Origin of the sequence: Allobosea sp. LjRoot237, assembly GCF_964253285.1 — a bacterium.
Classification (GTDB): Bacteria; Pseudomonadota; Alphaproteobacteria; order Rhizobiales; family Beijerinckiaceae; genus Allobosea.
This window is the reverse complement of record NZ_CAXUQP020000001.1, coordinates 4,790,710-4,812,470: the sequence shown is the minus strand read 5'-3', so window position 1 is coordinate 4,812,470 and position 21,761 is coordinate 4,790,710. Positions and strand designations below refer to the sequence as shown.

Genomic DNA, 21,761 nt, shown 5'->3' with positions numbered 1-21,761 from the left:
TCCAAAGAGCCTGTAACCAAAACCCCTCCGATTGCGATCTCCTCTGCAAGCCGCTGCAGCGGCAGGCGGAGAGACCGTATGCGGCAGGACCTCGAGCGAAGCGAGACAAGGGCAAGCGATAGCCTGCAGCTCATGGTGACGGGTGCGGATCTGCTGGCGGCGCGGCTGCGGGCCGCCGGCGCGACCCATGCCTTCGGCATTCCCGGCGGCGAAGTGCTGGCCCTCGTCGATGCGCTGGAGCGGGCCGGCATCCGCTTCGAGCTCGCCAAGCACGAGAACGCCGCCGGCTTCATGGCCGAGGGGCTCTGGCATGCGACCGGCGCATTGCCCGTCCTGGTCGCGACGCTGGGGCCGGGCGTCGCCAATGCGGTCAACGTCGTCGCCAATGCCCAGCAGGACCGGGTACCGCTGATCTTCGTCACCGGCTGCGTCGATCAGGCCCTGGCCGAGAGCTACACCCATCAGGTCTTCGACCATCAGGCTGTGCTGCGCCCGCTGGTCAAGGCGAGCTTCCGTGCCGCGTCCGGCACCGAGGATCTGGTCGCCGAGAAGGCCGTCGCGCTCGCCAGACGCGGCCGCCCGGGCCCGGTGCATATCGACCTGCCGATCTCGGTCGCCGAAGCGCGCACGTCCTGGCGAACACCGCCGGTGACACCGGTCACACAGCCTTCAGTCCCGGCCGATCTGAGCTTCGCCCGGGGTTTGCTGGCGCAGGCGCAGAGGCCGCTGGTCATCGCCGGGCTCGACCTCGTCAATCAGGGTGGTGCCGCCGCGCTCGATCGCTGTCTTCAGCGGATCGGCGCGCCCCTGCTGACGACCTATAAGGCCAAGGGACTCGTGCCGGAGGACGACGCGCGCGTCATCGGCGGTGTCGGACTGTCCCCGAAAGCCGATGCGATCGTCCGGCCGCTGATCGACGCGGCCGACCTGATCGTGCTCGCCGGCTATGATCCGATCGAGATGCGGCAGGGCTGGCGCAATCCCTGGCCGGCCGGGAAATGCGTCATCGATATCGTCGCCGAGGACATGCCGCACGGCATGCATGCGGCGACGCTGCGGCTCGAAGGCGATGTCGGCGCGATCCTGGATGCGTTGACCGATGGCCACGCCGCCAGGGCGACATGGCCGGAGGGAGAGCCGGCGGAACACCGCTCGCGCTTTCGCGCCGCCTTCGCCGCGCCGTCCGCTTGGGGGCCGCATGCCGTCTTCGAGACCCTGCGCGAGGTCGCTCCGGCCGGCACCGTCGCGACCGCCGATTCCGGGGCTCACCGCATCCTGCTCAGCCAGATCTGGCGCTGCGACGGCCCGCGCCACCTGCTGCAATCGACCGGGCTGTGCACCATGGGCTGCGCGCTGCCGCTCGCCACTGGCGCGGCGCTCGGTTCGGACAAGCCGGTGCTCTGCTTCGTCGGCGACGCCGGGCTCGAGATGGCGCTCGGCGAACTCGCCACGCTGCGCGACCTGAAGCTTCCGGTGGTGATCATCGTCCTGGTCGATGAAAGCCTCGGCCTGATCGCGCTAAAGCAGCGCCAGCTCGGCCTGAAGCGCGCCGGAGTCGATTTCGGTGCGACCGATTTCGCTGCGGTCGCCCGGGCGATGGGCGGGCATGGCGTCACGGTCGGCGATCGCCAAGGCTTGCGGCGCGAAGCCGAAGCCGCCTTCGGGCGCGAAGGCTTCAGCCTGCTTGCCTGCCGCATCGACGCCACCAGCTATGACGGGGCGTTCTGATGAGACAGGCTCTCCAGCAACCGGAGAAGCGGCGGCGCGACGAACGGCTCGATGTCTTCCGCGGGCTGACCATGCTGATCATCTTCGTGGCGCATCTGCCGCAGAACAGCTGGAACGCCTTCATCCCGGCCCGCTTCGGCTTCTCCTCCGGGGCGGAGCTCTTCGTCTTTTGTTCGGGCTTTGCCAGTGCGCTCGCCTTCGGCAGCGTCTTCGTTCGGCGCGGCCTGCTGCTCGGCAGCGCGCGCATCGCCTACCGGATCTGGCAGGTCTACTGGGCCCAGCTCGGCCTCGTGCTGGCTGTCATCGCGCTCGCTGGCCTGCTGGACCATATCTTCGGGATGGCCGAGCTCCCCAAGCAGTTCGCGCCGCTCGTCGCCGATCCCGCCCGCGCGATCGTCGGTCTCGTCACCCTGACCTGGCAGCCGGACTATCTCGACATCCTGCCGATGTATCTCGTCATCCTGGCATTGGTGCCGGTGATGATGGCGCTGCGCCGCCTGCAACCCGCACTGCCCTTTGCGCTCTCCGGATTGCTCTATGCGCTGGCCTGGACCAGCGATCTCAACCTCACCGGCAATCCCTGGAATGGCGCCGGCTGGTTCCTCAATCCCTTCGCCTGGCAGCTGATCTTCTTCATCGGCTTCTTCCTCGGGATGGGCTGGCTGCCGGCGCCGCACCTGCGCGACCGGCGGCTGATGCTGGCTTGCGCAGCGATCCTGGCGCTCTCGGTGCCGCTGACCTTCTGGGGTGTCCTCGAACACTGGCCAGCCGCGCAGGCGCTGCGCGATCTCGTCCTGCCTGCGAGCGAGAAGAGCAATCTGCATCTCCTGCGTCCGCTGCACTTCCTCGCTCTGGCCTATCTCGTGCTGGGCCTGATCGAGCCGGTGCGTGACCGGCTGGACAAGGGCGTGGGCCATCTCCTCGTCCTGATCGGCCGGCAATCACTCGCCGCCTTCCTCGCCAGCGTCGTCCTCGCCCGGCTCGCCGGCAGCATCGCCGAACTCGCCGGGCACAGCGAGCCCGTGGTCGCGGCGCTCAACCTCGCCGGCTTCGCCCTGATCCTCGCCACGGCGGTGGTGGTCGGCTGGTTCAAGCGCGCGCCCTGGGCCGGGCCGGCACCCAAGCCCGAGGCCAAGCCGCTGCCCGAGCCGGCAATGACAGGTGTGCCCGTGCCTACACGCGTCCGTGAAGCGAGTTGATCGCCGTTTGATCGCCTGCCTGCGAACTCCCCGATGAGCGCTTGTCACAGGCGCTGCAAAGGAGCCTGCCATGTACCACGACCTTTCCGGCGACCGCGTCACCGTCGCGAACGATGCCGCCAGGCTCGCCTGGAACGACACGCTCGAAGCGGTGCTGGCGCATGCCGCTGCGGCGCCGGACCACCTTGCCCGCACGCTTGCCGCCGATTCCGATTTCGCGCTGGCCCATGCCGCCAAGGGGCTGATGCTGATGTCCCTCGCCCGCGCCGATCTGCTCGGCCCGGCGCGCGACTGTCTCGCCGAGGCGCGCGCTGCCATCGCGCAGCGGCCGGTGACGCCGCGTGAGCGCATGGTCATCGAGGCGCTTGCGCTTTGGCTTGGCGAAGCGCCGCGGCGAGCAGCCGAACAACTCGAAGCGATCCTGAAGAAGCACCCTCACGACGTGCTGGCGTTGAAGCTCTCGCATGGCATTCGCTTCATGCTCGGCGACCAGCGCGAGATGCTGGCGACCTTGCACCGCATCGCGCCTGGCTTCGGCGAGCACCACCCGCTCGCCGGCTATGTCCATGGTTGCTACGCCTTCGCCCTGGAGGAGCGCGGCCTCTACGCCGAGGCCGAACGGGTCGGCCGCCGCGCCGTTTCCCTGACCCCCCGCGACGCCTGGGGCCGCCATGCCGTCGCTCATGTCCTGGAGATGACGGGCCGCGTCGACGAGGGCATCGCCTGGCTCGGCGACAGCCGCACCTTCGCTCATGCCAACAATCTGCGCTTCCACATTTTCTGGCACCTCGCGCTGTTCCATCTCGAGCGCGGCGAGACCACCGAGGTGCTGCGCCTCTACGACGAGGAAATTCGGGCCGAGCAGACCGACGATTATCGCGACATCGCCAATGGCGCCTCGCTTCTCGCGCGGCTGACCTATGCCGGCGTCAATGTCGGCGCGCGCTGGGAGGAGCTTGCCGCCAAGGCGGAGGGCCACGCCCGGGACGGTCGCCTCGTCTTCGCCGACCTGCATTATGCGCTCTCGCTGCTTGGCGCCGGCCGTCCCGATGGCGCCGAGGCGATCGCCCGCAGCCTCGTTCTCGATGCGCGCTCCCATCCCAGTGAAGAGCGTGCCGAGGCCGCCTATGCCGGCGCGCTCGCCGCCCTGGGCCTGATCGCGTTCAACGAGGGTGACCATGCCGAAGCGGCTCGCCGTCTCGGCACCGCTCGCGATCATCTCCTGGCCATCGGCGGCAGCCACGCCCAGCGCGACCTGTTCGAACAGGCCTATGTCGAGAGCCTGATCCGCTCCGGCAATCACGATCGCGCTGCGGCCGTCCTGCGGCAACGCCTGGCTGGGCGTGGGGGCCATAACCGCTTCGCCAGCCGAAGGCTCGCAATACTCGGAAAGTCCGCAGGCAGTCTGATCGCCGCGCTCGCTGTCGCGTCGACCCCGCTCGCCATCGCCCATTGAACCCTGAAAACCAAGGAGCCCGACGTCATGACCACCACCGCCACTATGTCCCGCAGCCTCGCGCTACCCTCGGCCCGCACCGTGCTCAATCTCGCGCTTGGCGGCTTCGTCGGGCTCGGCTTCTGGGAGCTGTTCTCGGCCGTGCCGACCGCCTGGTTCGCCGAGTACCCGCTCGAGCCGCCGGAACTGGTCAAGTCGCTGTTCTCGCATCAGTTCGGCCTGGCGCTGTCGACGCCGGTCGCCAAGCTGCTGCATTTCCTCACCGGCTTCCTGTTCTACCCGCTCGGCTACTGGCTGCTGACCCGCTGGGTAAAGAGCTTTGGCATGCCGGCCGATGGCTGGATCTGGGGCGTGATCACCTATGTCATCGCGCTCGGCTTCTTCGCCCCGCTCGCCGGCCAGCAGTTCCTGCTCATCGACGTGCCGCGGCTCTCGCTGATGAGCCTGCTCGGCCACGCCATCTATGGCTATCTCGCAGCGTACGTCTTCGAAGCGCTCGAAGCGCGCTCGGCCTGACCGTCATCACAGGGAGAAACGCCATGTTCGACAGGCGCAGCCTCATCCTGACCGCTGCCGCGGCCCTCGCGACGACGGTCATCGCACATGATGTCCATGCCGACGCCCCCAGCCCCGTCAACACGCTCGGCTCATCCGACGGTACTGCGATCCGCGGCTACGACCCGGTTGCCTATTTCCGCCAGGGCGGTCCGCGCCTCGGCAAGGCGGAGTTCTCGGTCAGTCACGGCGGCGCGACTTGGCGCTTCGCCAGTGCGGATAACAAGGCGGCGTTCGAGGCCGAGCCGGCGCGCTACCTGCCGGCCTATGGCGGCTTCTGCGCCTATGGCACCTCGCGCGGCTACCTGGTCAAGATCGAGCCGGAGGCCTGGTCGATCGTCGATGGCAGGCTCTACCTCAACTACGACCTCGGCGTCCGCAAGACATGGCTCGGCAAGCCGAAGACCTACATCGCCCGCGCCGACGGCAACTGGCCGCGCCTGGACAAGGCGGATATTCGCTAGCGAGCAAGAGCGTCCGCCGGCGTTCGTTGCGTGCCAATTGCGGATACAGTCCGACGTGGGCCGGCGAACCCAAGCGTTGCACGAATTGACCGCTAGTCCCGCGGCAGGCTACGGGCGGTGAAATCGCAGGATTGCTGGGCGATCGTGGCGACGCGTTCGGCGAGCGGCGAGATGTCGCCCTTGCGGTGCACGGCATAGTAGCGCAGCGGCGGAATCGACGGCTCGGTCTTGATGACGCGCAGCCGGCCACGGGCGATTTCCGGCCCGAAATAGCTCGCCGTCAGGAAGGTGACCCCCAATCCGGCTGCGGCGAGGCCAGCCAGCACGTTCAGGCTGTTGCACTGGACGACACGGTTGATCTGGAGCCCGTTGGCGACCGCCCAGTCGAGCACCAGCTTCTGCAGGCCGGAGCCTTGGGTCTGGCTCAGGATCGGGTAGCGCGCCATCTCGCCAAGCGGAATCGTATCCAACTCAGGACCGAAGCCCGGCGCCGACACCCATTCGAGCTGAACCGTGTCGAGCGGCAAGCTCGCGAAATCGGCGCGCTGCGGTGGGTCCAGCCCGATGACGAGATCGAGTTCATTGGTGGCGAGCTTGCCGAACAGGTCGACGCTGGCCGCGACCTCCGGCACAGGCACGACGTTGGGATAGTCGCGCTTCATCGCGACGATCAGCTTGGGCAGCCAGGTCAGGGCGACGAGCTCCGTCGCGCCGAACCGGAACGGGCCTGCGAAGGTCGCGGCCCCGCCCGCTGCCTCGCGGAAGCGTGGCTCCAGCGCCAGCAACTCGGCTGCGATCGGCAGGCTCGCTTCTCCGGCCCGGGTCAGGCGCAAGGCGTGGTTGGAGCGGTCGAAGAGCGGGCCGGCGACGACGCTCTCGAGCTCGATGATCCGCTTCGACACTGTCGATTGCGCGAGGTTGAGATGGTGCGCAGCCTCGGTGAAGCCGCCGAGCCGGGCCGTCCAGTAGAATGCCTCGATCTGCTTGAGGCTGGCCGATCTCATGATGCGTTCCCCGCGCTCAGCAATCGGCTCACTATGAAAAAAAGCGATGACTAGCGAGAAATATATTCGCTTTCTGGCATCGACGCCATGTCACATAATTTTCGCAAAGGCGTCATCCGGGACAGAATCTTCCATGCCGTTGATCGGTCATCGCACTAATCCGAGCTCTCCTGCCGTTCCTGGCGCGGTCCTCGACGGGTTCCGCAACGCCGCAGTCTCGCTCATCTCCGATGTGATGAACCGGCTGCACGGGACGAAGGCGTTGCGGCCCTATCATCGCTCCGGCGTACTGGTCGGCACGGCGGTGACGGTCAAGACGCGCCCCGGCGACAACCAGACCCTGCACCGCGCCTATGAGCTGCTGCGCGCCGGCGATGTCCTCGTGGTCGATGGCGGCGGCGACCTGGCCCAGGCTCTGGTCGGCGAGATCATGATGAGCCGGGCTCGCGCCATGGGCGTGGCCGGCTTCGTCATCGACGGCGCAATCCGCGACGTCGATGCCTTCCTGCAGTCCGATTTCCCCTGCTACGCCCGCGGCGTCACCCATCGCGGCCCCTATAAGAGCGGGCCGGGCGAGATCAACGTGCCGGTCTCGATCGACGGCATGGTGGTGATGCCGGGCGACGTCGTGGTCGGCGATGCCGACGGCATCGTCGCCTTCGACCGCGCCGACGCCGCCGAGCTCCTCGCTTTGGTGCACCAGCAGGAAGAGCGCGAGGCGAACGCGCTCGCCGCGATCGCCGAGGGCCGGATCGACACGTTCTACATGGCTGCCGGAAAGGCTGCGTCGTGACCGTTTCCGCAATACCTCTCTCGGCCCGCGTCGGCCGGATCAAGCCTTCGCCCAGCATGATGGCACGCCTGCGCGCCCAGGAGCTCAAGGCGCAGGGTCGCGATATCATCGACCTCACCACCGGCGAGCCCGATTTCGACACGCCCGCCCATATCCGGGAGGCGACCACCGCGGCGATGGCCGCTGGCGAGACGCGTTATGCTCCCGTCAACGGCACGCCGCGGCTGCGCAAGGCGATCATCGCCAAACTCGCCCGCGAGAACGGCGTCATCTACACCGCCGACGAGATCGTCGTCGGCAGCGGCGCCAAGCAGGTGATCTTCAACGCCCTTGCAGCGACCGTGGGCGAGGGCGACGAGGTCATCGTGCCGGCGCCCTATTGGGTCTCCTACCCCGACATGGTGCTGGCCTGCGACGGCACGCCGGTGATCGTCGCTTGTGGGGAGAATGCCGGCTTCAAGCTCACCGCCGAGGCGCTCGAAGGCGCGATCACGCCGCGCACGCGCTGGCTAGTCCTGAATACGCCGTCGAACCCGACCGGCGCCTTCTATTCCGCTGCCGAGATGACGGCGCTGACCGAGGTCCTGAAGCGGCACCCGCAGGTGGCGCTGATGACCGACGACATCTACGAGCACATCCGCTTCGACGGCGGCGAGCCGGTCTGTCCGGTCGCGCTCGCCCCCGAGTTGCGCGAGCGCACCTTGCTCGTCAACGGCGTCTCCAAGACCTATGCGATGACCGGCTTCCGGATCGGCTATGGCGCCGGCCCCAAGGCCCTGGTCAAGGCGATCAACATCATCCAGTCACAGACGACGTCGGGCGCCGCCTCGATGTGCATGGCGGCGGCCGCGGCGGCGCTCGAAGGCGACCAGAGCTTCGTCGGCGAGGCGCGCGCCGCCTACCGCCAGCGGCGCGACCGCGCGGTCGAGCTGCTCGATGCCATCGACGGGATGAGCTGTCTCAAGCCCGACGGCGCCTTCTACGTCTATCCGAGCTGCGCCGGGCTGATCGGCCGGCGCCGGCCGGACGGGCGGATGCTCGAGAGCGACCTCGACGTCGCCCTCTATTTCCTCGAGGAGGCCGGCGTTGCCGTCCTCGACGGCTCGGCCTACGGGCTTTCGCCCTATCTGCGCCTGTCGATAGCGACCTCGCTCGGCGCGATCGAGGAGGCCTGCGCCCGCATCAGGCGGGCGAGCGAAGCACTGCAACGATCATAACAACAGGGGATGACGATGAAGCTCTTCTCGGTTCTCGGCCTGACGGCCGTTCTCGCCACCGGCCTCTCTTGCGCCGCTCATGCCGATCAGCTCGCCGACATCAAGGCGCGCGGCAAGCTGATCTGCGGCACGCTCGGCACCTCCGAGCCGTTCTCCTTCCAGCATCCGCAGACCCGCGAGATCGTCGGCTATGACGTCGACATCTGCAAGAAGGTCGCGGACGCGGTCGGGGTGCCGCTCGAGCTCAAGACCATCGCCGTCGAGGCTCGCATCCCGGAGCTGCTGCAGGGCCGCGTCGACATCCTCGCCGCCAATCTTGGCTACACGCCCGAGCGCGCTCAGCAGATCGACTTCTCCTACTCTTATTTCGTCAGCCAGCAGAAGCTGCTGACCACCAAGGAAGTGGGCATCACCACGGCCGAGGGGCTCGCCGGCAAGAAGATCACGGCGATCAAGGGGTCTTCATCCGAGCAGGGCGTGCGCCGGTTGATTCCGACGGCGGAGACCGTGACCTTCCAGGACACCTCCTCCGCCTTCCTCGCTTTGGCCCAGGACAAGGTCGACGCTTTCTGCGCCTCCGAGCTGATCCTGGTGAAGCTCGCCAAGCAGTCCAAGGTACCGATGGTCGTGATCGAGAAGTCGCTCTTCGTCGAGCCCTGGGGGCTCGGCCTGCGCAAGGGCGAGGCAGCCTTCAAGACGCTGGTCAACGAGACGCTGGCCAAGGCGGCCGGCTCGGGCGAGCTCGACAAGACCTTCTCGAAGTGGTTCGGCCCCGGCACGGCCTTCGACATCAAGCGCGACTACAAGATCGAAGAGATCAAGGGCTGATCTGAGGGCAGGGCATCGGGGGAGCCGGTCGATGGGTTATGTCTTCGATCTCGGCAGCGTGCTGAACGGGAAATATCTCGACTGGTTCCTGATCGGCCTGGCCACCACGCTGGCGCTGACGGCGGTGGCCTGGTGCCTCGCCATGGCGATGGGGATCATCCTGACGCTGGTCCGGATGATCCCGTTCCCGCCGCTCGGCTGGTTCGTGGCGCTCTATGTCGAATATCACCGCAACGTCCCGCTGCTGGTCCAGATCTTCATCTGGTATTTCGGCGTGCCCTCGCTGCTGCCGCGCCCGGCGCGGCAATGGCTCAACGCCCATCACGGCGAATTCCTGCTGGCGGCGATCGCCCTCGGCCTCGCCGCTGCGGCCTATGTCGCCGAGGACATCCGCAGCGGCATCCGCTCCATTCCCAAGGCCCAGTACGAGTCGGCCCGCTCGATCGGCTTCGGCTATCTCGGCGCCATGGGCTATGTCGTGCTGCCGCAAGCGATGCGCATCGCCGTGCCGCCGCTGATCAACCAGACCTTGCTGCTGTTCAAGAACACCAGCCTCGCCATGGCGATCGGCGTGGGCGAGCTGACCTACCGCACGCGCGAGGTCGAGAGCTACACCTTCAAGACCTTCGAGGCCTTCGCGGTCGCGACCGCGGTCTATCTCGCCATCTCCTTCGGCATCATGGCGATCGGCAGCTGGTCCGGCCACCGCCTCAAGCTCGAGACGCGCTGATGCTCGAGGTCCTGCAGGACAACTGGCTGCTCTTCCTCGTCGGGCAGTACCCGCACGGGCCGATCGGCGGCCTCGCCATGACGCTGTTCATGGCCTCGATCTCGCTGGCGCTGTGCTTCCCCTTCGCCATCGCGCTGGCGCTGGCGCGCCTCAGCCCCTATCGCTGGCTGCGGCTGCCGGCCACCGCGATCGTGCACACGGTGCGCGGCCTGCCGCTGATCATGTTCATCTTCTGGACCTATTTCTTCTCGCCACTGGTCATCGGCCGGGCGGTCGGCGGGGTCGAGACGCTGGTGATCGCCCTCGTCATCTACGAAGCGGCCTATCTCTCGGAGATCATCCGCGCCGGCATCGAGGGCCTGCCCAAGGGCCAGGTCGAGGCCGCGACCTCGCTCGGCCTGCGCTATTGGCCGACGACAATCAAGGTCGTGCTGCCGCAGGCGCTGCACAACATGCTGCCGAGCATGGTCAGCCAGTTCGTCTCGACCATCAAGGAAACCTCGCTCGGCTATGTCATCAGCGCCCATGAGCTGACCTTCGCCGCGGCCCAGGTCAACAATGTGCTGCTGACCCAGCCCTTCGAGGTCTACGGCATCCTGGCGCTGACCTATTTCGCGCTCTGCTTCGCGCTGACCTCGCTGGCCCGCTTCATCGAGCGGCGTATCTCGGGCGACCGTGGCGGCACGCCCGGCGTCACCATCGCGGCATGAGGTTGGCATGATCCGCTTCGAGAACGTCGACAAATGGTTTGGAACTCTGCAGGTGCTGGCCGACGTCTCCGGCGAGGTCCGGCGCGGCGAGGTCAAGGTCCTGGTCGGCCCCTCGGGCTCGGGCAAGTCGACCCTGATCCGCACCGTGACGCGGCTGGAGAAAATCCAAAGCGGGCGCGTCTCGGTTGACGGCGCTGACGTCGCCGCGCGCGGGCTCGACATCAACCGCCTGCGCCAGCGCGTCGGCTTCGTCTTCCAGGCCTATAACCTGTTTCCGCATCTCACCGCGCTCGACAACATCATGCTCGGCCTGACCAAGTTGCGCGGCCTGTCGAAGACGGCGGCGCGCGAGCGCGCCATGGAGGAACTCGCCCGCGTCGGGCTGACCGAGAAGGCGCACGAGATGCCCGGCCTGCTCTCCGGCGGCCAGCGGCAGCGTGTCGCCATCGCCCGCTCGCTGGCGATGGACCCCGAGGTGATGCTGTTCGACGAACCGACCTCGGCTCTCGATCCGGAGATGGTCGGCGAGGTTCTGGCTGCGATGAAACGGCTCGCCGCTGGCGGCATGACCATGATCTGCGTCACCCATGAGATCGGCTTCGCCCGCGAGGTCGCCGACGAGATCTGGTTCATGGAGGCGGGCAGGGTGATCGAGCGCGGCAAGCCGGCGGAGCTCGGCGATGGTGCGGCTTGTCCGCGACTTGCGGACTTCCTGCGCAGGGTCGGTCACCACCGGTAGGTTCTGGCAGAGAGACAAAGACCTTGTCGCGCACGACCGAGGCGTTGTCGGCACCAATCGGCAGCCTGACCTTCCGGCCGAAGGCGCAGGGGCGACGGCCTACGGAAGGCCGACGTCGAGGCCGTAGAATCCCAGCTTGGTAGCGATGGGAAGGGCATCGAAAGGGCCCGCAAGCCCTTGTCAATGCTGAACTCTTTGACGCAAAAGCGAGAAAGAGTGGTGCCCAGGAGAGGACTCGAACCTCCACGCCCTTGCGAGCGCCAGCACCTGAAGCTGGTGCGTCTACCAATTCCGCCACCTGGGCAACGGCGGTTCGTTTACGGGGGCCGAACGCACCTGTCAACGGGCGAAGCCGGCTTTATTGACAACACCGCCTCTGCCCGTCCTCCGGCGACGCCTCGCTGCCTTCACAGTCGCGTTGCGATGCACTAGGACAGGCGCAGAGATCCCAGTTTTCAGCGCTTCCAAACGGAGCTTTGCGTCATCATGACGGTCCTGCCTCCCGCTTCGCAACTCGTCACGGTCTTCGGCGGCTCGGGCTTCCTCGGGCGGCATGTCGTGCGGGCGCTGGCGCGGCGCGGCTATCGTGTCCGGGCCGCAGTTCGCCGCCCGGATCTCGCCGGCTTCCTGCAGCCGCTCGGCATCGTTGGCCAGGTCACCGCGGTGCAAGCCAATCTGCGCTATCCCGATTCGGTTGCGGCCGCGGTGAAGGGCGCCGATGCGGTGATCAACCTCGTCGGCATCATGCAGGAGAAGGGCCGGCAGAACTTCTCGTCCGCACAGGCGCAGGGCGCGCGCACGGTTGCACAGGCCTGCGCCAATTTCGGCGTCGACCGGCTGGTCCAGGTTTCCGCGCTCGGCGCCAGCGCCGATTCGAAGTCGGCCTATGCCCGCAGCAAGGCCGAGGGCGAGGCCGCGGTCCACGCCTTGGTCAGGCAGGCGGTCGTCATGCGCCCCTCGGTGATGTTCGGTCCGGAGGACACTTTCTTCAATCGGTTCGCCTCGCTGGTACGCATGCTGCCGGTGCTGCCGCTCGCCGGCGCACAAACGAAATTCCAGCCGGTCTTCGTCGGCGACGTCGCCGAGGCGATCGCCCGCGTCGTCGATGGCAAGGTCGAGGGCGGCAAGATCTATGAGCTCGGTGGTCCCGAGGTGAAGACGCTGCGGGAGCTGATCGACTATGTCTGCGAGGTCACCGGCCGCAAGCGCCTGATCGCGCCGGTGCCGTTCGGGCTCGCCCGCCTGCAGGGCCAAATCCTCGAGATCGCGGACATGCTGACGCTCGGCCTGTTGCCGAAGGAACTCATCCTGACGCGCGACCAGGTCAACCTGCTCGAGAGCGACAATATCGTGTCCGCGACTGCCGAGAAGGAAGGCCGGACCCTGCGCGGGCTCGGCATCGCTCCGGTCTCGGCCGAAGCCGAGGTGCCGGGCTATCTCTGGCGCTTCCGCAAGTCCGGCCAGTTCGACACCGCCCGCGCCGGCGGCTGAGCCCGGTCACGGCACCAGCACCAGCTTGCCGGCTGTCTGCCGACTTTCCAGCGCGGCATGGGCGGCGCTCGCCTGTGCCAGCGGGAAGCTGCCGCCGGGCAGGAGCTTGAGCTCGCCAGCGGTCGCCAGTGCGAACAGCTCGCCGAGATCCTGCGCGAGGCGCCCCGGCGTCAGATGCGGCAGCAGCGAGAAGCCGGCGATCGCGCGGTTGCCGAAGATCAGGGTCTTCAGCGCCTCGGCATCCGGCCGGAAATCGGCGATCGAGAGCGGGCCATAGAGCACGAGGCGGCCGAACGGGGCGAGCAAGGCGAGGCATTGCGCCGGGATGTCGCCGCCGGACGCATCGAAGATCAGGTCCGGACCTGCGCCATCGGTCAGGGCTCGGACCTGCTCCGGCCAGTCGGGGCGTGTGTAGTCGACTCCCGCATCGGCGCCGATGCCCTGTGCCAGCGCGAGTTTCTCGGGGGTACTCGCCATGGCGATGACCCGCTTCGCACCGGCCCGCTTCGCCAGCTGGACCAGAAAGCTGCCGACACCGCCGGCCGCGGCGCTGATCAGGACATTGCGCCCGGCCGCGGGATTGCTGCGCAGCAGGTGCAGCGCGGTCAGGCCCTGTACTTGCAGCGCGGTAGCGGCCGCGAAAGGTAGCGCTTCCGGCAGGCGCACGACCACATCGGCGCTGACCGCGACATATTCGGCATAGCCGCCGCTCTGCACGCCCGCGACATAGAGAGCCGCGGCGACGCGCTCGCCGACCGAAAACGCCGTGACGCCTTCCCCCAGCGCCGCGATCGTGCCGGCAATCTCGACACCGGGAACGAAGGGCAGTGCGGGTGTGACGACATAGCGATCCTGCCGCATCAGCACCTCGAAGAAATTGACGCCGACGGCGCCGACCGCGATCAGCACCTCACCCGGGCCGGGGGAGGGCTGGTCGGTTTCGATGATCTCGAGCACTTCGGGACCGCCGAAGCGGCTGTACTGGATGGCTTTCATGGCGGGCCTCACGCGAAGGGGATGAGCGTGAGGCGGGTTCTGGGCTAGGATGCCGGCTGGTGGCTACACACCGATTTGTTCGCTGCAGACCGAGAGGTGAGCATGGCCGACCCGATGAAGCGCTTGCCGATGCTGCCGGTCGAGCGGGCGCTCAAGGTGATCTCCGGCCGCTGGAAGGCCGTGATCCTCTATCAGCTCTTCGACGGCCCCAAGCGCCTGACCGAGCTGCAGAAGCGCATTCCGCCGATCACGCAGAAGGTGCTGATCCAGCAATTGCGCGAGATGGAGGAGCACGGCCTCGTCAGCCGCGAGATCTTCCGGCAGGTGCCGGCGCGCGTCGACTATGCCGCGACGCCGCTCGGCTTGAGCCTCGCCCCGGTGATCGCGACGCTCTGCGATTGGGGGCGCCGCCACGCCGCCGATCTCGGCGAGCTCGACACCCTGTCGGAGTGCCGTTACCGGCCCGGAGAGCAGTCCGAGGCGGCCTGAACGAGGATACGCCTGGCGGTGGAGACTTCGCCGGGGCGGGATGACTGACGTGGCCGTCGAGAACCGGAGCGGAGCATACATAAGGACGTGAGCACCAGAAGCGCAGACGGCCGCCCCGGTAGACGCCTCAGAGCATGCTGGGCAGGACGCGGTCCGGCGGCTTGTGCCCGTCCATGAAGGTCTTGATGTTGACGATGACCTTCTCGCCCATGTCGGCGCGGCCCTCATGGGTCGCCGAGCCCATATGCGGCAGCACGACGACGCGGTGCTGGCGCGCGAGCTTGAGCAGGCGCGGGTTGACCGCCGGCTCGTGCTCGAACACGTCGAGGCCGGCGCCGGCGAGCTCGCCGGCTTCCAGCATGCGCGACAGCGCCGTCTCGTCGACGATCTCGCCGCGCGCCGTGTTCACCAGGATGGCGTCCGGCTTCATCAGCTTGAGGCGGCGGGCCGAGAGCAGGTGATAGGTCGCCGGCGTATGCGGGCAGTTGACCGAGACGACGTCCATCCGCGCCAGCATCTGGTCGAGCGAATCCCAATAGGTCGCGTCGAGCGCCTCCTCGATACGAGCGTCGAGCCGGCGGCGGTTGTGGTAGTGGATCGAGAGGCCGAAGGCGGCGGCCCGCTTTGCCAGCGCCTGACCGATCCGGCCCATGCCGACGATGCCGAGGCGCTTGCCGGTGATGCGACGGCCGAGCATCCAGTTCGGCGACCAGCCACCCCATTCGTCGTCGGTGATGATGCGTGCGCCTTCGGCGATGCGGCGCGCCACGGCGAGGATCAGCGCCATCGTCATGTCGGCGGTGTCGTCGGTCAGCACGCCCGGCGTGTTGGTCACGGTGATGCCGCGCTGCACCGCGCTGGCGACGTCGATATTGTCGACGCCATTGCCGAAATTGGCGATCAGGCGCAGTTGCTCGCCGGCCTGGGCGATCAGCCCGGCATCGATCTTGTCGGTGACGGTCGGGACCAGCACGTCGGCGGTCTTCATCGCCTCGACCAGCGCGGCCTGGCTCATCGGCGTGTCGTCGAGATTGAGCCTCGCGTCGAAGAGCTCGCGCATCCGTGTCTCGACCACGGCCGGCAGCTTGCGCGTGACGACGACCAGGGGCTTCTTCTTCGACATGGACGGCTCCCTAACAGGCCCCTCGGGCTCCGATATTGCTGGCGTGCGCCGACTGGGCGCGACCAGAGCCGGATCTGATCAGGTTGAAGCAACCTGATCAGTGAATCCGTCTCTAACCCAATAATAGAGAACGCGTGATCCGATCAGATTGCGGTGCAATCTGATCGGCGCGTGCTCTAGTGGCCGCTTCGTCGCCATTCCGCCTCAACCCGCCATTAACCGAGGCGCTTCAGGAATGAGTCGGTTGGTTTCGGCGGTCAGCCGCCGTTTCGTTGTCTAGCAGCGTTGCGGCGGAACACAACCTGACCCATTGGCGTGTAGTGGCGCCGGGCAGGTCGAGGAGTAGGTTGAATGACGGTTCAGACGATGCGCGGCGCTGCCGGCGTTCTGCTCGCAGCGGGCCTGGCCCTGCTGGCGACGCGGAGCATGGCGCAGGAGGTCGCCGCCGGCCCCGTCTCCGGCTTGCCGTTGCCGCGTTATGTCAGCCTGAAGTCGGACCGGGTCAATCTGCGCGAGGGCCCGTCGAAGGAGCATCGCACCAGCTGGGTCTTCCAGCGCGCCGGCCTACCCGTCGAGATCACCGCCGAATTCGAGACCTGGCGACGCGTGCGCGACGCCGACGGCACCGAGGGCTGGGTGCTGCACAGCCTGCTCTCGGGACGGCGGACCGTGCTGGTCTCGCCCTGGTCGAAGAACAAGAGCGAGACCTTCTCGCTGCGCGATTCCGCGAACGAGAGCGGGGCCGTGATCGCGACACTCGAGCCCGGTGTCATCGCCAATGTACAGTCCTGCCAGAACGCCTGGTGCCGCGTCACGGTCAGCAAGATGTTGGGGTATATCCGGCAGGATCGACTCTGGGGGGTCTATCCAAACGAGACCGTGCAGTAGCGCTTCGATCCGCGAAGCGCCGAGCGGTCGGATCCGCCCTGAACGAGGAAGCTTCAGTCGGCGATCTTGCGCAGCCGGACGACGACATCGACCCGGCTGATCTCGTAGCCTTCGGGCGCGGGTGGCAGCTCGGCGACGTCGACCGCCGAAGCCGGGATGTCGATCACCTTGTCCTCGCCGTCGACGACGAAATGGTGATGGTCGCTGTTGTCGGTGTCGAAGAAGGTCTTGGCGCCGTCGATGGCGAGCTCGCGCAGCAGACCAGCCTCGGTGAACTGGTGCAGCGTGTTGTAGACGGTCGCGAGCGAAACCGGCACGCGCGCCTTCATCGCCTCCTCGTAGAGGATCTCGGCGCTGACATGCCGATCACCCTTGGCGAAGAGCAGCCAGCCGAGCGAGACGCGTTGGCGGGTCGGTCTCAGGCCAACCCGGCGCAGCTTCTGGCGCACATCGTGGAAGGGGCAGCCCTGCCGCGCATCCGCTCCATTGCCCTCGTCCTGCGTCAGGCGGTCCATACCTCGTGTCAGCTCCTCATGTCTTTCCCGGAATGGGAAAGCGCCAGCTTAGATTCGATGTAAGGCTTTGATCCCCTGGCCGCAAGCATCGCGCGCCGCCGCCAGGACTGCCAGAGACTAACACAATGTCGCCGGCTGACCATCCACGGCGCAGCCGGCCTTGCGCCCTTCCGTTCCGCAGCGACGCTGTGTTAGGCACATTGCATCGGGGGTTGGCCGCCGAACGTATGGCGGCCGGGATGGAGTAAAGTCGGATATGGAGCGGCAATCGTCATTCAGCTACGAGGAAATCCTCGCTTGCGGGCGCGGTGAACTCTTCGGGCCGGGCAATGCGCAGCTGCCGCTGCCGCCGATGCTGATGTTCGATCGCATCGCCGAAATCAGCGAGGATGGCGGTCCACACGGCAAGGGTCTCGTCCGTGCCGAGTTCGACATTCGGCCGGACCTCTGGTTCTTCGATTGCCATTTCAAGGGCGATCCGGTCATGCCGGGCTGCCTCGGGCTCGACGCGCTCTGGCAGCTCACCGGTTTCTTCCTGGGCTGGCTCGGCCTGCCGGGCCGGGGCCGAGCGCTGGGTGTCGGCGAGGTCAAGTTCGCCGACCAGGTGCTGCCATCGGTCAAGCGCGTCGTCTACGGCGTCGACTTCAAGCGCGTCTTCAAGTCCAAGCTCGTGCTCGGCATCGCCGATGGCTGGCTCGAAGCTGACGGCAAGCGTATCTATACGGTCTCGGATATGCGCGTCGGCTTGTTCAAGCCGGAGACGGCCTGAGCAAAACCAGCCCGAGCGGGATGCGAAAAAGTAGGAGCCGCTTTTCCGCAGGGATCCCGCTCTAAAATATTAGAATCGATCACGTTCATGGTTTTGGACCGTTTCCGTCCAGAACCTTCGTGACCGAGGTGCCTTGCGTTCGTCGTCGGCGCGGTCCATTTGCGCAGGAGTCGACTGAACGAAGGTCCGGGCTGGTCCTCCCTGCCCGTCACCAAAGAGCCGGAGAAGCAGCATGAGACGCGTTGTGGTCACAGGGATGGGCATTGTCTCGTCCATCGGCAACAATACGCAGGAAGTGCTGGCCTCGCTGCACGAAGCCAAGTCCGGCATCTCCTATGTGCCGGATTTCGCCGAACATGGCTTCCGCAGCCGGGTCGCCGGCGTGCCTTCGCTCGATCCCGCGACTGTGCTCGACCGCCGCGCCATGCGCTTCCATGGCGGTGGCTCGGCCTGGAACCAGGTCGCGATGGAGCAGGCCATCCGCGACGCCGGCCTGGAAGAAAAAGAAATCAGCCATGAGCGCACCGGCATCATCATGGGCTCGGGCGGCCCCTCGACCCGGGCGCTGATCGATGCCTATGACAAGGCCCGCGAGAGCGGTTCGTCCAAGAAGGTCGGCCCGTTCGCTGTGCCCAAGGGCATGTCCTCGACCGCCTCGGCGACGCTCGCGACCTGGTTCAAGATCAAGGGCGTCAATTATTCGATCTCCTCGGCCTGTGCGACCTCGAACCATTGCATCGGCAACGCCTATGAGCTGATCCAGTGGGGCAAGCAGGATGTGATCTTCGCCGGCGGCTGCGAGGAACTCGACTGGACGCTCTCCGTGCTGTTCGACGCGATGGGCGCGATGTCGTCCGACTTCAACGAGACGCCTGCTGTCGCCTCGCGCGCTTATGACGCGAAGCGCGACGGCTTCGTCATCGCCGGTGGCGCCGGCGTCGTCGTGCTCGAGGAACTGGAGCACGCCAAGGCCCGCGGCGCCCGCATCTATGGCGAGGTCGTCGGCTATGGCGCGACCTCGGACGGCTACGATATGGTCGCCCCCTCGGGCGAGGGTGCCGAGCGCTGCATGCGCATGGCGCTTGATGGCGTGAAGGCCAAGATCGACTACATCAACCCGCACGGCACCTCGACCCCGGTCGGCGACGCCAAGGAGATCGAGGCGATCCGCGCGGTCTTCGGCGCAGGCGAGAAGAGCCCGCCGATCTCAGCGACCAAGTCGCTGACCGGCCATTCGCTCGGTGCGACCGGCGTGCAGGAGGCGATCTATTCGCTGCTGATGCTCAACAACGACTTCATCGCCGAGAGCGCCCATATCGAGGAGCTCGACCCGGCCTTCGCCGACATGCCGATCGTGCGCAAGCGCATCGACAATGCCGGCCTCGGCTGCGTGCTCTCCAACTCGTTCGGCTTCGGCGGCACCAACGCGACCATCGTGATGAAGCGGCTGGAGGCCTGAGTCCGCCATGCTCTTCATGGTGATCGAACACTTCGATCAGGCGCGGGTGAAGGAGATCTATGCCCGCTTCCATGAGCGCGGCCGGATGATGCCGGACGGCCTGACCTATATCGATAGCTGGATCTCGGCCGATTTCGCGCGCTGTTTCCAGGTGATGCAGTGCGACGATGTCACCAAGCTGCAGGAATGGGTGCTGGCCTGGGGCGACCTCGCCCGCTTCGAGATCGTGCCGCTCGCGGCCTCGAAGGATACGGCGGCGGCGGTGAAGAAGCATTTGTAGCGTGACGGGTCGCGTCTAGACGGCTATACGGATCGTCTAGACTAAGGAGGCGGGCATGGCGTTCCATATTCGCGACGATCGCGCGGACGAGGCTGTCCGCAAGCTGGCCGCCCGGCGCAATCTGAGCATCACGGAGGCCGTGCGCATTGCCGCCGAGAATGAACTTAAGCGCGACGATGCGGAAGACGCAGCCTTCATGGATCGCATCCGTGAGATTCAACGGCAGGCTGCGGCCTACCCGAAGACCGGTTTGAAAGCCGACAAGGCCTTCTACGACGAATTATCGGGCGAGGCCTGATGTATATCGACGCTTCCGCGCTGGTGGCGATCATTGTCGACGAGCCAGATTCCGATGCTTTAGGGTTTGCCATGCGCGGCTCGAAGACGGGCCGGGTCACGTCGCCGGTCGCGATCTACGAAGCGACCCTGGGCGTCGCGCGTGTCTTGGCCTGTCCCGTGCCCCGGGCACGGCAATTGGTGGTCGGGCTTTTGAAGGCGACGTCGATCAGCGTCGCGGCTATCGGTGAGCGCCATGCCGATGCAGCTCTGGAAGCGTTTTCCCGGTTCGGCAAAGGATATCATGCCGCGAAATTGAACATGGGCGATTGCTTTGCCTATGCGGTAGCAGCCGAAGCAGCGCTGCCGATCCTGTTTAAGGGCGACGACTTCAGCCAGACTGACCTGCCCTCCGCCCTTTCAGCCCCTTGAACGACGAACCGAAACGGTCCTCATGCCCCCCCTGATGCACAACAAGCGCGGCCTCGTCATGGGCGTCGCCAATCAGAATTCGATCGCCTGGGGCATTGCCCGGACCCTGCATGCGCATGGGGCCGAGATGGCCTTCACCTATCAGGGCGAGGCCCTCGGCAAGCGCGTCAAGCCGCTCGCCGAGAGCATAGGTTCGAAGCTGGTGCTTCCCTGCGATGTGGAGGACGTCTCGACGCTCGACGCCACCTTCTCCGCGATCGACGAAGCCTGGGGCGGCGATCCAGAGCGCAACACGCTCGATTTCCTGATCCACGCCATCGGCTTCTCCGACAAGAACGAGCTCAAGGGACTCTATGCCGACACCACCCGCGAGAATTTTTCGCGGACCATGGTGATCTCGTGCTTCTCCTTCACCGAGGCGGCCAAGCGTGCCGCCGAGCGCATGCCGCAGGGCGGCAGCATGATCACACTGACCTATAGCGGCTCGACCCGCGTGATGCCGAACTACAACGTCATGGGTGTCGCCAAGGCGGCGCTGGAAGCGAGCATGCGTTATCTCGCCGCCGATTTCGGACCGAAGGGCATCCGTGTGAATGCGCTCTCGCCCGGACCCGTCCGCACCCTCGCCGGCGCCGGCATTTCCGATGCGCGGGCGATGTATTCCTGGCAGCGTGCCAACTCGCCGCTGCGCAAATCGGTGACGCTGGAGCAGATCGGCGGCTCGGCGCTCTATTATCTGTCCGACCTCTCGGGCGGGGTGACCGGCGAAGTCCACCATATCGATGCAGGCTATCACATCACCTCGATGCCGGTGCTGGAAGGCCTGCGCGCTGCCGATACCGGCAACGGCGACTGAGGTCAGCCGAGGTCTTCCGCCGACCGCGCGGCGGGGCTATCTTCCTGGGCGGTGGAACCCGGCGTGTGTCCCGCCGGTTCGACCATTGAGCCACGGAGGACGCTCATGGTCATGGTCAAATACGAAATCGTCCAGCACGATGGCGGCTGGGCCTACAAGGTCGGCGATGCCCTGTCCGAGACCTTCCGCTCGCATGATGCGGCGCTCAAGGCGGCCAACAAGGCTGCCGCTCGCCAGAAGCGGCCGGGTGTCACCGACGGCATCGTCTATCAGGATGCGAAGGGCGAGTGGCACGAAGAGCTCGCCGACGGCCGTGACCGGCCCAATACCCGCATCGTCGACGGCGGCTGAGGCTGCGCCTCACCTCTGCGTGAAGAAGGTCAGCAGCACTTTGCCTTTCTCGCCGATGAGGCAGAGGAAGCGGCGCGGCTTGTCGGATTTGTCGGTCTTCAGATAGGCCTCGCCCATCAGGATGCGCGTGATCGGCGTCGTCTCGACCTTCGTCTCCGCGACGGCGATCGTCAGCCCATCCTCGTCGATGAAGATGTCCTTGATCTCCGGCTCGCGTGCCGTCAGCGCCGCCATCGCGGTCGACTTGCAGGCGGCAAGCTCGGGTGAGGCCGGCTTCTCGACCGGCGTAGGAGAAGTCGGTGAGGCGTCCTGGGCGAGCGCCGGGGCGGCCAGGAAAGCGAGCAGCGCAGTCGTGCAGGCGGTTTTGCGGAGCATGTGAACCTCGGTTGTTGCCGAGGTTCAAACGCGCGGTC

Annotated in this window: 26 protein-coding genes and 1 tRNA gene; 21 read left to right on the top strand and 6 right to left on the bottom strand. The window is 66.6% G+C overall.

Annotated elements, in window-relative coordinates; translation table 11 throughout:
- Positions 1-78: 78 nt before the first annotated feature.
- The 5 genes from ACSQ24_RS23505 to ACSQ24_RS23485 all read left to right on the top strand — a co-directional run bounded on the left by ACSQ24_RS23505 (position 79) and on the right by ACSQ24_RS23485 (position 5,402).
- The gene (locus tag ACSQ24_RS23505) at positions 79-1,728 is read left to right on the top strand and encodes a thiamine pyrophosphate-binding protein (protein WP_436097023.1); all 1,650 of its coding nucleotides are present in this window, start codon (positions 79-81) and stop codon (positions 1,726-1,728) included.
- Positions 1,728-2,927 carry an OpgC family protein gene (locus ACSQ24_RS23500; protein WP_436097022.1) on the top strand — a complete coding sequence of 400 codons (1,200 nt, stop codon included), beginning with the start codon at positions 1,728-1,730 and terminating at the stop codon, positions 2,925-2,927. Before ACSQ24_RS23505 ends, ACSQ24_RS23500 begins: the two co-directional genes overlap by 1 nt.
- A gap of 70 nt (positions 2,928-2,997) precedes the next feature.
- On the top strand, positions 2,998-4,383 hold the full coding sequence (locus tag ACSQ24_RS23495; RefSeq protein ID WP_436097021.1) for a tetratricopeptide repeat protein: 1,386 nt from the start codon (positions 2,998-3,000) through the stop codon (positions 4,381-4,383).
- A gap of 27 nt (positions 4,384-4,410) precedes the next feature.
- Complete coding sequence (locus tag ACSQ24_RS23490; protein ID WP_436097020.1) at positions 4,411-4,899, top strand: hypothetical protein; 489 nt, start codon at positions 4,411-4,413, stop codon at positions 4,897-4,899.
- 23 nt (positions 4,900-4,922) lie between these two features.
- Entirely contained in the window at positions 4,923-5,402 is a 480-nt protein-coding gene (locus tag ACSQ24_RS23485; RefSeq protein ID WP_436097019.1) for a YHS domain-containing (seleno)protein, read from the top strand.
- Positions 5,403-5,494: 92 nt separating this feature from the next.
- On the opposite strand, the gene ACSQ24_RS23480 is transcribed toward ACSQ24_RS23485, so the two are convergent.
- Entirely contained in the window at positions 5,495-6,406 is a 912-nt protein-coding gene (locus tag ACSQ24_RS23480) for a LysR family transcriptional regulator (protein WP_436097018.1), read from the bottom strand.
- Positions 6,407-6,539: 133 nt separating this feature from the next.
- Between ACSQ24_RS23480 and ACSQ24_RS23475 the strand changes: the two genes are divergently transcribed.
- Genes ACSQ24_RS23475 through ACSQ24_RS23450 form a run of 6 tightly spaced genes read left to right on the top strand, consistent with a single transcriptional unit; the run spans position 6,540 to position 11,423 of the window.
- Complete coding sequence (locus tag ACSQ24_RS23475; protein ID WP_436097017.1) at positions 6,540-7,199, top strand: RraA family protein; 660 nt, start codon at positions 6,540-6,542, stop codon at positions 7,197-7,199.
- Complete coding sequence (locus tag ACSQ24_RS23470; RefSeq protein ID WP_436097016.1) at positions 7,196-8,416, top strand: aspartate transaminase; 1,221 nt, start codon at positions 7,196-7,198, stop codon at positions 8,414-8,416. Before ACSQ24_RS23475 ends, ACSQ24_RS23470 begins: the two co-directional genes overlap by 4 nt.
- Before the next feature lie 15 nt (positions 8,417-8,431).
- Positions 8,432-9,244, top strand: coding sequence for an ABC transporter substrate-binding protein (locus ACSQ24_RS23465; RefSeq protein ID WP_436097015.1), 813 nt, complete (start codon positions 8,432-8,434; stop codon positions 9,242-9,244).
- Between the two features lie 31 nt (positions 9,245-9,275).
- The gene (locus tag ACSQ24_RS23460) at positions 9,276-9,974 is read left to right on the top strand and encodes an amino acid ABC transporter permease (protein ID WP_436097014.1); all 699 of its coding nucleotides are present in this window, start codon (positions 9,276-9,278) and stop codon (positions 9,972-9,974) included.
- Positions 9,974-10,684, top strand: a complete 711-nt coding sequence (locus ACSQ24_RS23455; protein ID WP_436097013.1) for an amino acid ABC transporter permease — start codon at positions 9,974-9,976, stop codon at positions 10,682-10,684. Before ACSQ24_RS23460 ends, ACSQ24_RS23455 begins: the two co-directional genes overlap by 1 nt.
- A gap of 7 nt (positions 10,685-10,691) precedes the next feature.
- The gene (locus ACSQ24_RS23450; protein WP_436097012.1) at positions 10,692-11,423 is read left to right on the top strand and encodes an amino acid ABC transporter ATP-binding protein; all 732 of its coding nucleotides are present in this window, start codon (positions 10,692-10,694) and stop codon (positions 11,421-11,423) included.
- Between the two features lie 217 nt (positions 11,424-11,640).
- Here ACSQ24_RS23450 and ACSQ24_RS23445 read toward each other — a convergent pair.
- A tRNA-Leu gene (locus tag ACSQ24_RS23445) sits at positions 11,641-11,727 on the bottom strand.
- 182 nt (positions 11,728-11,909) lie between these two features.
- On the opposite strand from ACSQ24_RS23445, the gene ACSQ24_RS23440 reads away from it, so the two are divergent.
- Positions 11,910-12,914: a complex I NDUFA9 subunit family protein gene (locus ACSQ24_RS23440; RefSeq protein ID WP_436097011.1), complete on the top strand. Its 1,005-nt coding sequence runs from the start codon at positions 11,910-11,912 to the stop codon at positions 12,912-12,914.
- A gap of 6 nt (positions 12,915-12,920) precedes the next feature.
- Here ACSQ24_RS23440 and ACSQ24_RS23435 read toward each other — a convergent pair whose 3' ends face one another.
- Positions 12,921-13,910 (bottom strand): quinone oxidoreductase family protein, encoded by a 990-nt coding sequence (locus ACSQ24_RS23435; protein WP_436097010.1) that lies wholly within the window; start codon positions 13,908-13,910, stop codon positions 12,921-12,923.
- A gap of 102 nt (positions 13,911-14,012) precedes the next feature.
- Here ACSQ24_RS23435 and ACSQ24_RS23430 point away from each other — a divergent pair, with 102 nt between their 5' ends.
- Positions 14,013-14,399, top strand: coding sequence for a winged helix-turn-helix transcriptional regulator (locus ACSQ24_RS23430; protein WP_436097009.1), 387 nt, complete (start codon positions 14,013-14,015; stop codon positions 14,397-14,399).
- A gap of 127 nt (positions 14,400-14,526) precedes the next feature.
- Here the strand turns inward: ACSQ24_RS23430 and ACSQ24_RS23425 are convergent, their stop codons facing one another.
- Complete coding sequence (locus ACSQ24_RS23425; protein WP_436097008.1) at positions 14,527-15,522, bottom strand: 2-hydroxyacid dehydrogenase; 996 nt, start codon at positions 15,520-15,522, stop codon at positions 14,527-14,529.
- 351 nt (positions 15,523-15,873) lie between these two features.
- Between ACSQ24_RS23425 and ACSQ24_RS23420 the strand changes: the two genes are divergently transcribed.
- Positions 15,874-16,410, top strand: a complete 537-nt coding sequence (locus ACSQ24_RS23420) for an SH3 domain-containing protein (protein ID WP_436097007.1) — start codon at positions 15,874-15,876, stop codon at positions 16,408-16,410.
- A 53-nt stretch (positions 16,411-16,463) separates the two neighbouring features.
- On the opposite strand, the gene irrA is transcribed toward ACSQ24_RS23420, so the two are convergent.
- Positions 16,464-16,925, bottom strand: coding sequence for an iron response transcriptional regulator IrrA (gene irrA / locus ACSQ24_RS23415; protein ID WP_284167929.1), 462 nt, complete (start codon positions 16,923-16,925; stop codon positions 16,464-16,466).
- A gap of 256 nt (positions 16,926-17,181) precedes the next feature.
- Between irrA and fabA the strand changes: the two genes are divergently transcribed.
- From fabA to ACSQ24_RS23380, 7 genes are all read left to right on the top strand, one after another.
- The gene (fabA, locus tag ACSQ24_RS23410) at positions 17,182-17,694 is read left to right on the top strand and encodes a 3-hydroxyacyl-[acyl-carrier-protein] dehydratase FabA (RefSeq protein ID WP_436097006.1); all 513 of its coding nucleotides are present in this window, start codon (positions 17,182-17,184) and stop codon (positions 17,692-17,694) included.
- 232 nt (positions 17,695-17,926) lie between these two features.
- Positions 17,927-19,153: a beta-ketoacyl-ACP synthase I gene (gene fabB / locus ACSQ24_RS23405; protein WP_436097005.1), complete on the top strand. Its 1,227-nt coding sequence runs from the start codon at positions 17,927-17,929 to the stop codon at positions 19,151-19,153.
- A 7-nt stretch (positions 19,154-19,160) separates the two neighbouring features.
- Positions 19,161-19,433 (top strand): DUF3303 domain-containing protein, encoded by a 273-nt coding sequence (locus tag ACSQ24_RS23400; RefSeq protein ID WP_129156485.1) that lies wholly within the window; start codon positions 19,161-19,163, stop codon positions 19,431-19,433.
- 55 nt (positions 19,434-19,488) lie between these two features.
- On the top strand, positions 19,489-19,731 hold the full coding sequence (locus ACSQ24_RS23395) for a type II toxin-antitoxin system VapB family antitoxin (RefSeq protein WP_436097004.1): 243 nt from the start codon (positions 19,489-19,491) through the stop codon (positions 19,729-19,731).
- Positions 19,731-20,141 (top strand): type II toxin-antitoxin system VapC family toxin, encoded by a 411-nt coding sequence (locus ACSQ24_RS23390; RefSeq protein WP_436097003.1) that lies wholly within the window; start codon positions 19,731-19,733, stop codon positions 20,139-20,141. The genes ACSQ24_RS23395 and ACSQ24_RS23390 overlap by 1 nt, the downstream gene beginning before the upstream one ends.
- Positions 20,142-20,163: 22 nt before the next feature.
- The gene (gene fabI, locus ACSQ24_RS23385; RefSeq protein ID WP_436097002.1) at positions 20,164-20,997 is read left to right on the top strand and encodes an enoyl-ACP reductase FabI; all 834 of its coding nucleotides are present in this window, start codon (positions 20,164-20,166) and stop codon (positions 20,995-20,997) included.
- Positions 20,998-21,102: 105 nt separating this feature from the next.
- On the top strand, positions 21,103-21,348 hold the full coding sequence (locus tag ACSQ24_RS23380; RefSeq protein ID WP_126113984.1) for a DUF2188 domain-containing protein: 246 nt from the start codon (positions 21,103-21,105) through the stop codon (positions 21,346-21,348).
- Positions 21,349-21,357: 9 nt separating this feature from the next.
- Here the strand turns inward: ACSQ24_RS23380 and ACSQ24_RS23375 are convergent, their stop codons facing one another.
- Positions 21,358-21,723 (bottom strand): hypothetical protein, encoded by a 366-nt coding sequence (locus tag ACSQ24_RS23375; protein ID WP_436097001.1) that lies wholly within the window; start codon positions 21,721-21,723, stop codon positions 21,358-21,360.
- Positions 21,724-21,761: the final 38 nt, after the last annotated feature.

What these genes read in the sequence shown, in the direction of transcription:
- ACSQ24_RS23505 (WP_436097023.1), top strand. Translation starts at nt 79, where the DNA reads ATGCGGCAGGACCTCGAGCGAAGCGAGACAAGGGCAAGCGATAGCCTG.
- ACSQ24_RS23500 (WP_436097022.1), top strand. Translation starts at nt 1,728, where the DNA reads ATGAGACAGGCTCTCCAGCAACCGGAGAAGCGGCGGCGCGACGAACGG.
- ACSQ24_RS23495 (WP_436097021.1), top strand. Translation starts at nt 2,998, where the DNA reads ATGTACCACGACCTTTCCGGCGACCGCGTCACCGTCGCGAACGATGCC.
- ACSQ24_RS23490 (WP_436097020.1), top strand. Translation starts at nt 4,411, where the DNA reads ATGACCACCACCGCCACTATGTCCCGCAGCCTCGCGCTACCCTCGGCC.
- ACSQ24_RS23485 (WP_436097019.1), top strand. Translation starts at nt 4,923, where the DNA reads ATGTTCGACAGGCGCAGCCTCATCCTGACCGCTGCCGCGGCCCTCGCG.
- ACSQ24_RS23480 (WP_436097018.1), bottom strand. Translation starts at nt 6,406, where the DNA reads ATGAGATCGGCCAGCCTCAAGCAGATCGAGGCATTCTACTGGACGGCC.
- ACSQ24_RS23475 (WP_436097017.1), top strand. Translation starts at nt 6,540, where the DNA reads ATGCCGTTGATCGGTCATCGCACTAATCCGAGCTCTCCTGCCGTTCCT.
- ACSQ24_RS23465 (WP_436097015.1), top strand. Translation starts at nt 8,432, where the DNA reads ATGAAGCTCTTCTCGGTTCTCGGCCTGACGGCCGTTCTCGCCACCGGC.
- ACSQ24_RS23460 (WP_436097014.1), top strand. Translation starts at nt 9,276, where the DNA reads ATGGGTTATGTCTTCGATCTCGGCAGCGTGCTGAACGGGAAATATCTC.
- ACSQ24_RS23455 (WP_436097013.1), top strand. Translation starts at nt 9,974, where the DNA reads ATGCTCGAGGTCCTGCAGGACAACTGGCTGCTCTTCCTCGTCGGGCAG.
- ACSQ24_RS23450 (WP_436097012.1), top strand. Translation starts at nt 10,692, where the DNA reads ATGATCCGCTTCGAGAACGTCGACAAATGGTTTGGAACTCTGCAGGTG.
- ACSQ24_RS23440 (WP_436097011.1), top strand. Translation starts at nt 11,910, where the DNA reads ATGACGGTCCTGCCTCCCGCTTCGCAACTCGTCACGGTCTTCGGCGGC.
- ACSQ24_RS23435 (WP_436097010.1), bottom strand. Translation starts at nt 13,910, where the DNA reads ATGAAAGCCATCCAGTACAGCCGCTTCGGCGGTCCCGAAGTGCTCGAG.
- ACSQ24_RS23430 (WP_436097009.1), top strand. Translation starts at nt 14,013, where the DNA reads ATGGCCGACCCGATGAAGCGCTTGCCGATGCTGCCGGTCGAGCGGGCG.
- ACSQ24_RS23425 (WP_436097008.1), bottom strand. Translation starts at nt 15,522, where the DNA reads ATGTCGAAGAAGAAGCCCCTGGTCGTCGTCACGCGCAAGCTGCCGGCC.
- ACSQ24_RS23420 (WP_436097007.1), top strand. Translation starts at nt 15,874, where the DNA reads ATGACGGTTCAGACGATGCGCGGCGCTGCCGGCGTTCTGCTCGCAGCG.
- irrA (WP_284167929.1), bottom strand. Translation starts at nt 16,925, where the DNA reads ATGGACCGCCTGACGCAGGACGAGGGCAATGGAGCGGATGCGCGGCAG.
- fabA (WP_436097006.1), top strand. Translation starts at nt 17,182, where the DNA reads ATGGAGCGGCAATCGTCATTCAGCTACGAGGAAATCCTCGCTTGCGGG.
- fabB (WP_436097005.1), top strand. Translation starts at nt 17,927, where the DNA reads ATGAGACGCGTTGTGGTCACAGGGATGGGCATTGTCTCGTCCATCGGC.
- ACSQ24_RS23400 (WP_129156485.1), top strand. Translation starts at nt 19,161, where the DNA reads ATGCTCTTCATGGTGATCGAACACTTCGATCAGGCGCGGGTGAAGGAG.
- ACSQ24_RS23395 (WP_436097004.1), top strand. Translation starts at nt 19,489, where the DNA reads ATGGCGTTCCATATTCGCGACGATCGCGCGGACGAGGCTGTCCGCAAG.
- ACSQ24_RS23390 (WP_436097003.1), top strand. Translation starts at nt 19,731, where the DNA reads ATGTATATCGACGCTTCCGCGCTGGTGGCGATCATTGTCGACGAGCCA.
- fabI (WP_436097002.1), top strand. Translation starts at nt 20,164, where the DNA reads ATGCCCCCCCTGATGCACAACAAGCGCGGCCTCGTCATGGGCGTCGCC.
- ACSQ24_RS23380 (WP_126113984.1), top strand. Translation starts at nt 21,103, where the DNA reads ATGGTCATGGTCAAATACGAAATCGTCCAGCACGATGGCGGCTGGGCC.
- ACSQ24_RS23375 (WP_436097001.1), bottom strand. Translation starts at nt 21,723, where the DNA reads ATGCTCCGCAAAACCGCCTGCACGACTGCGCTGCTCGCTTTCCTGGCC.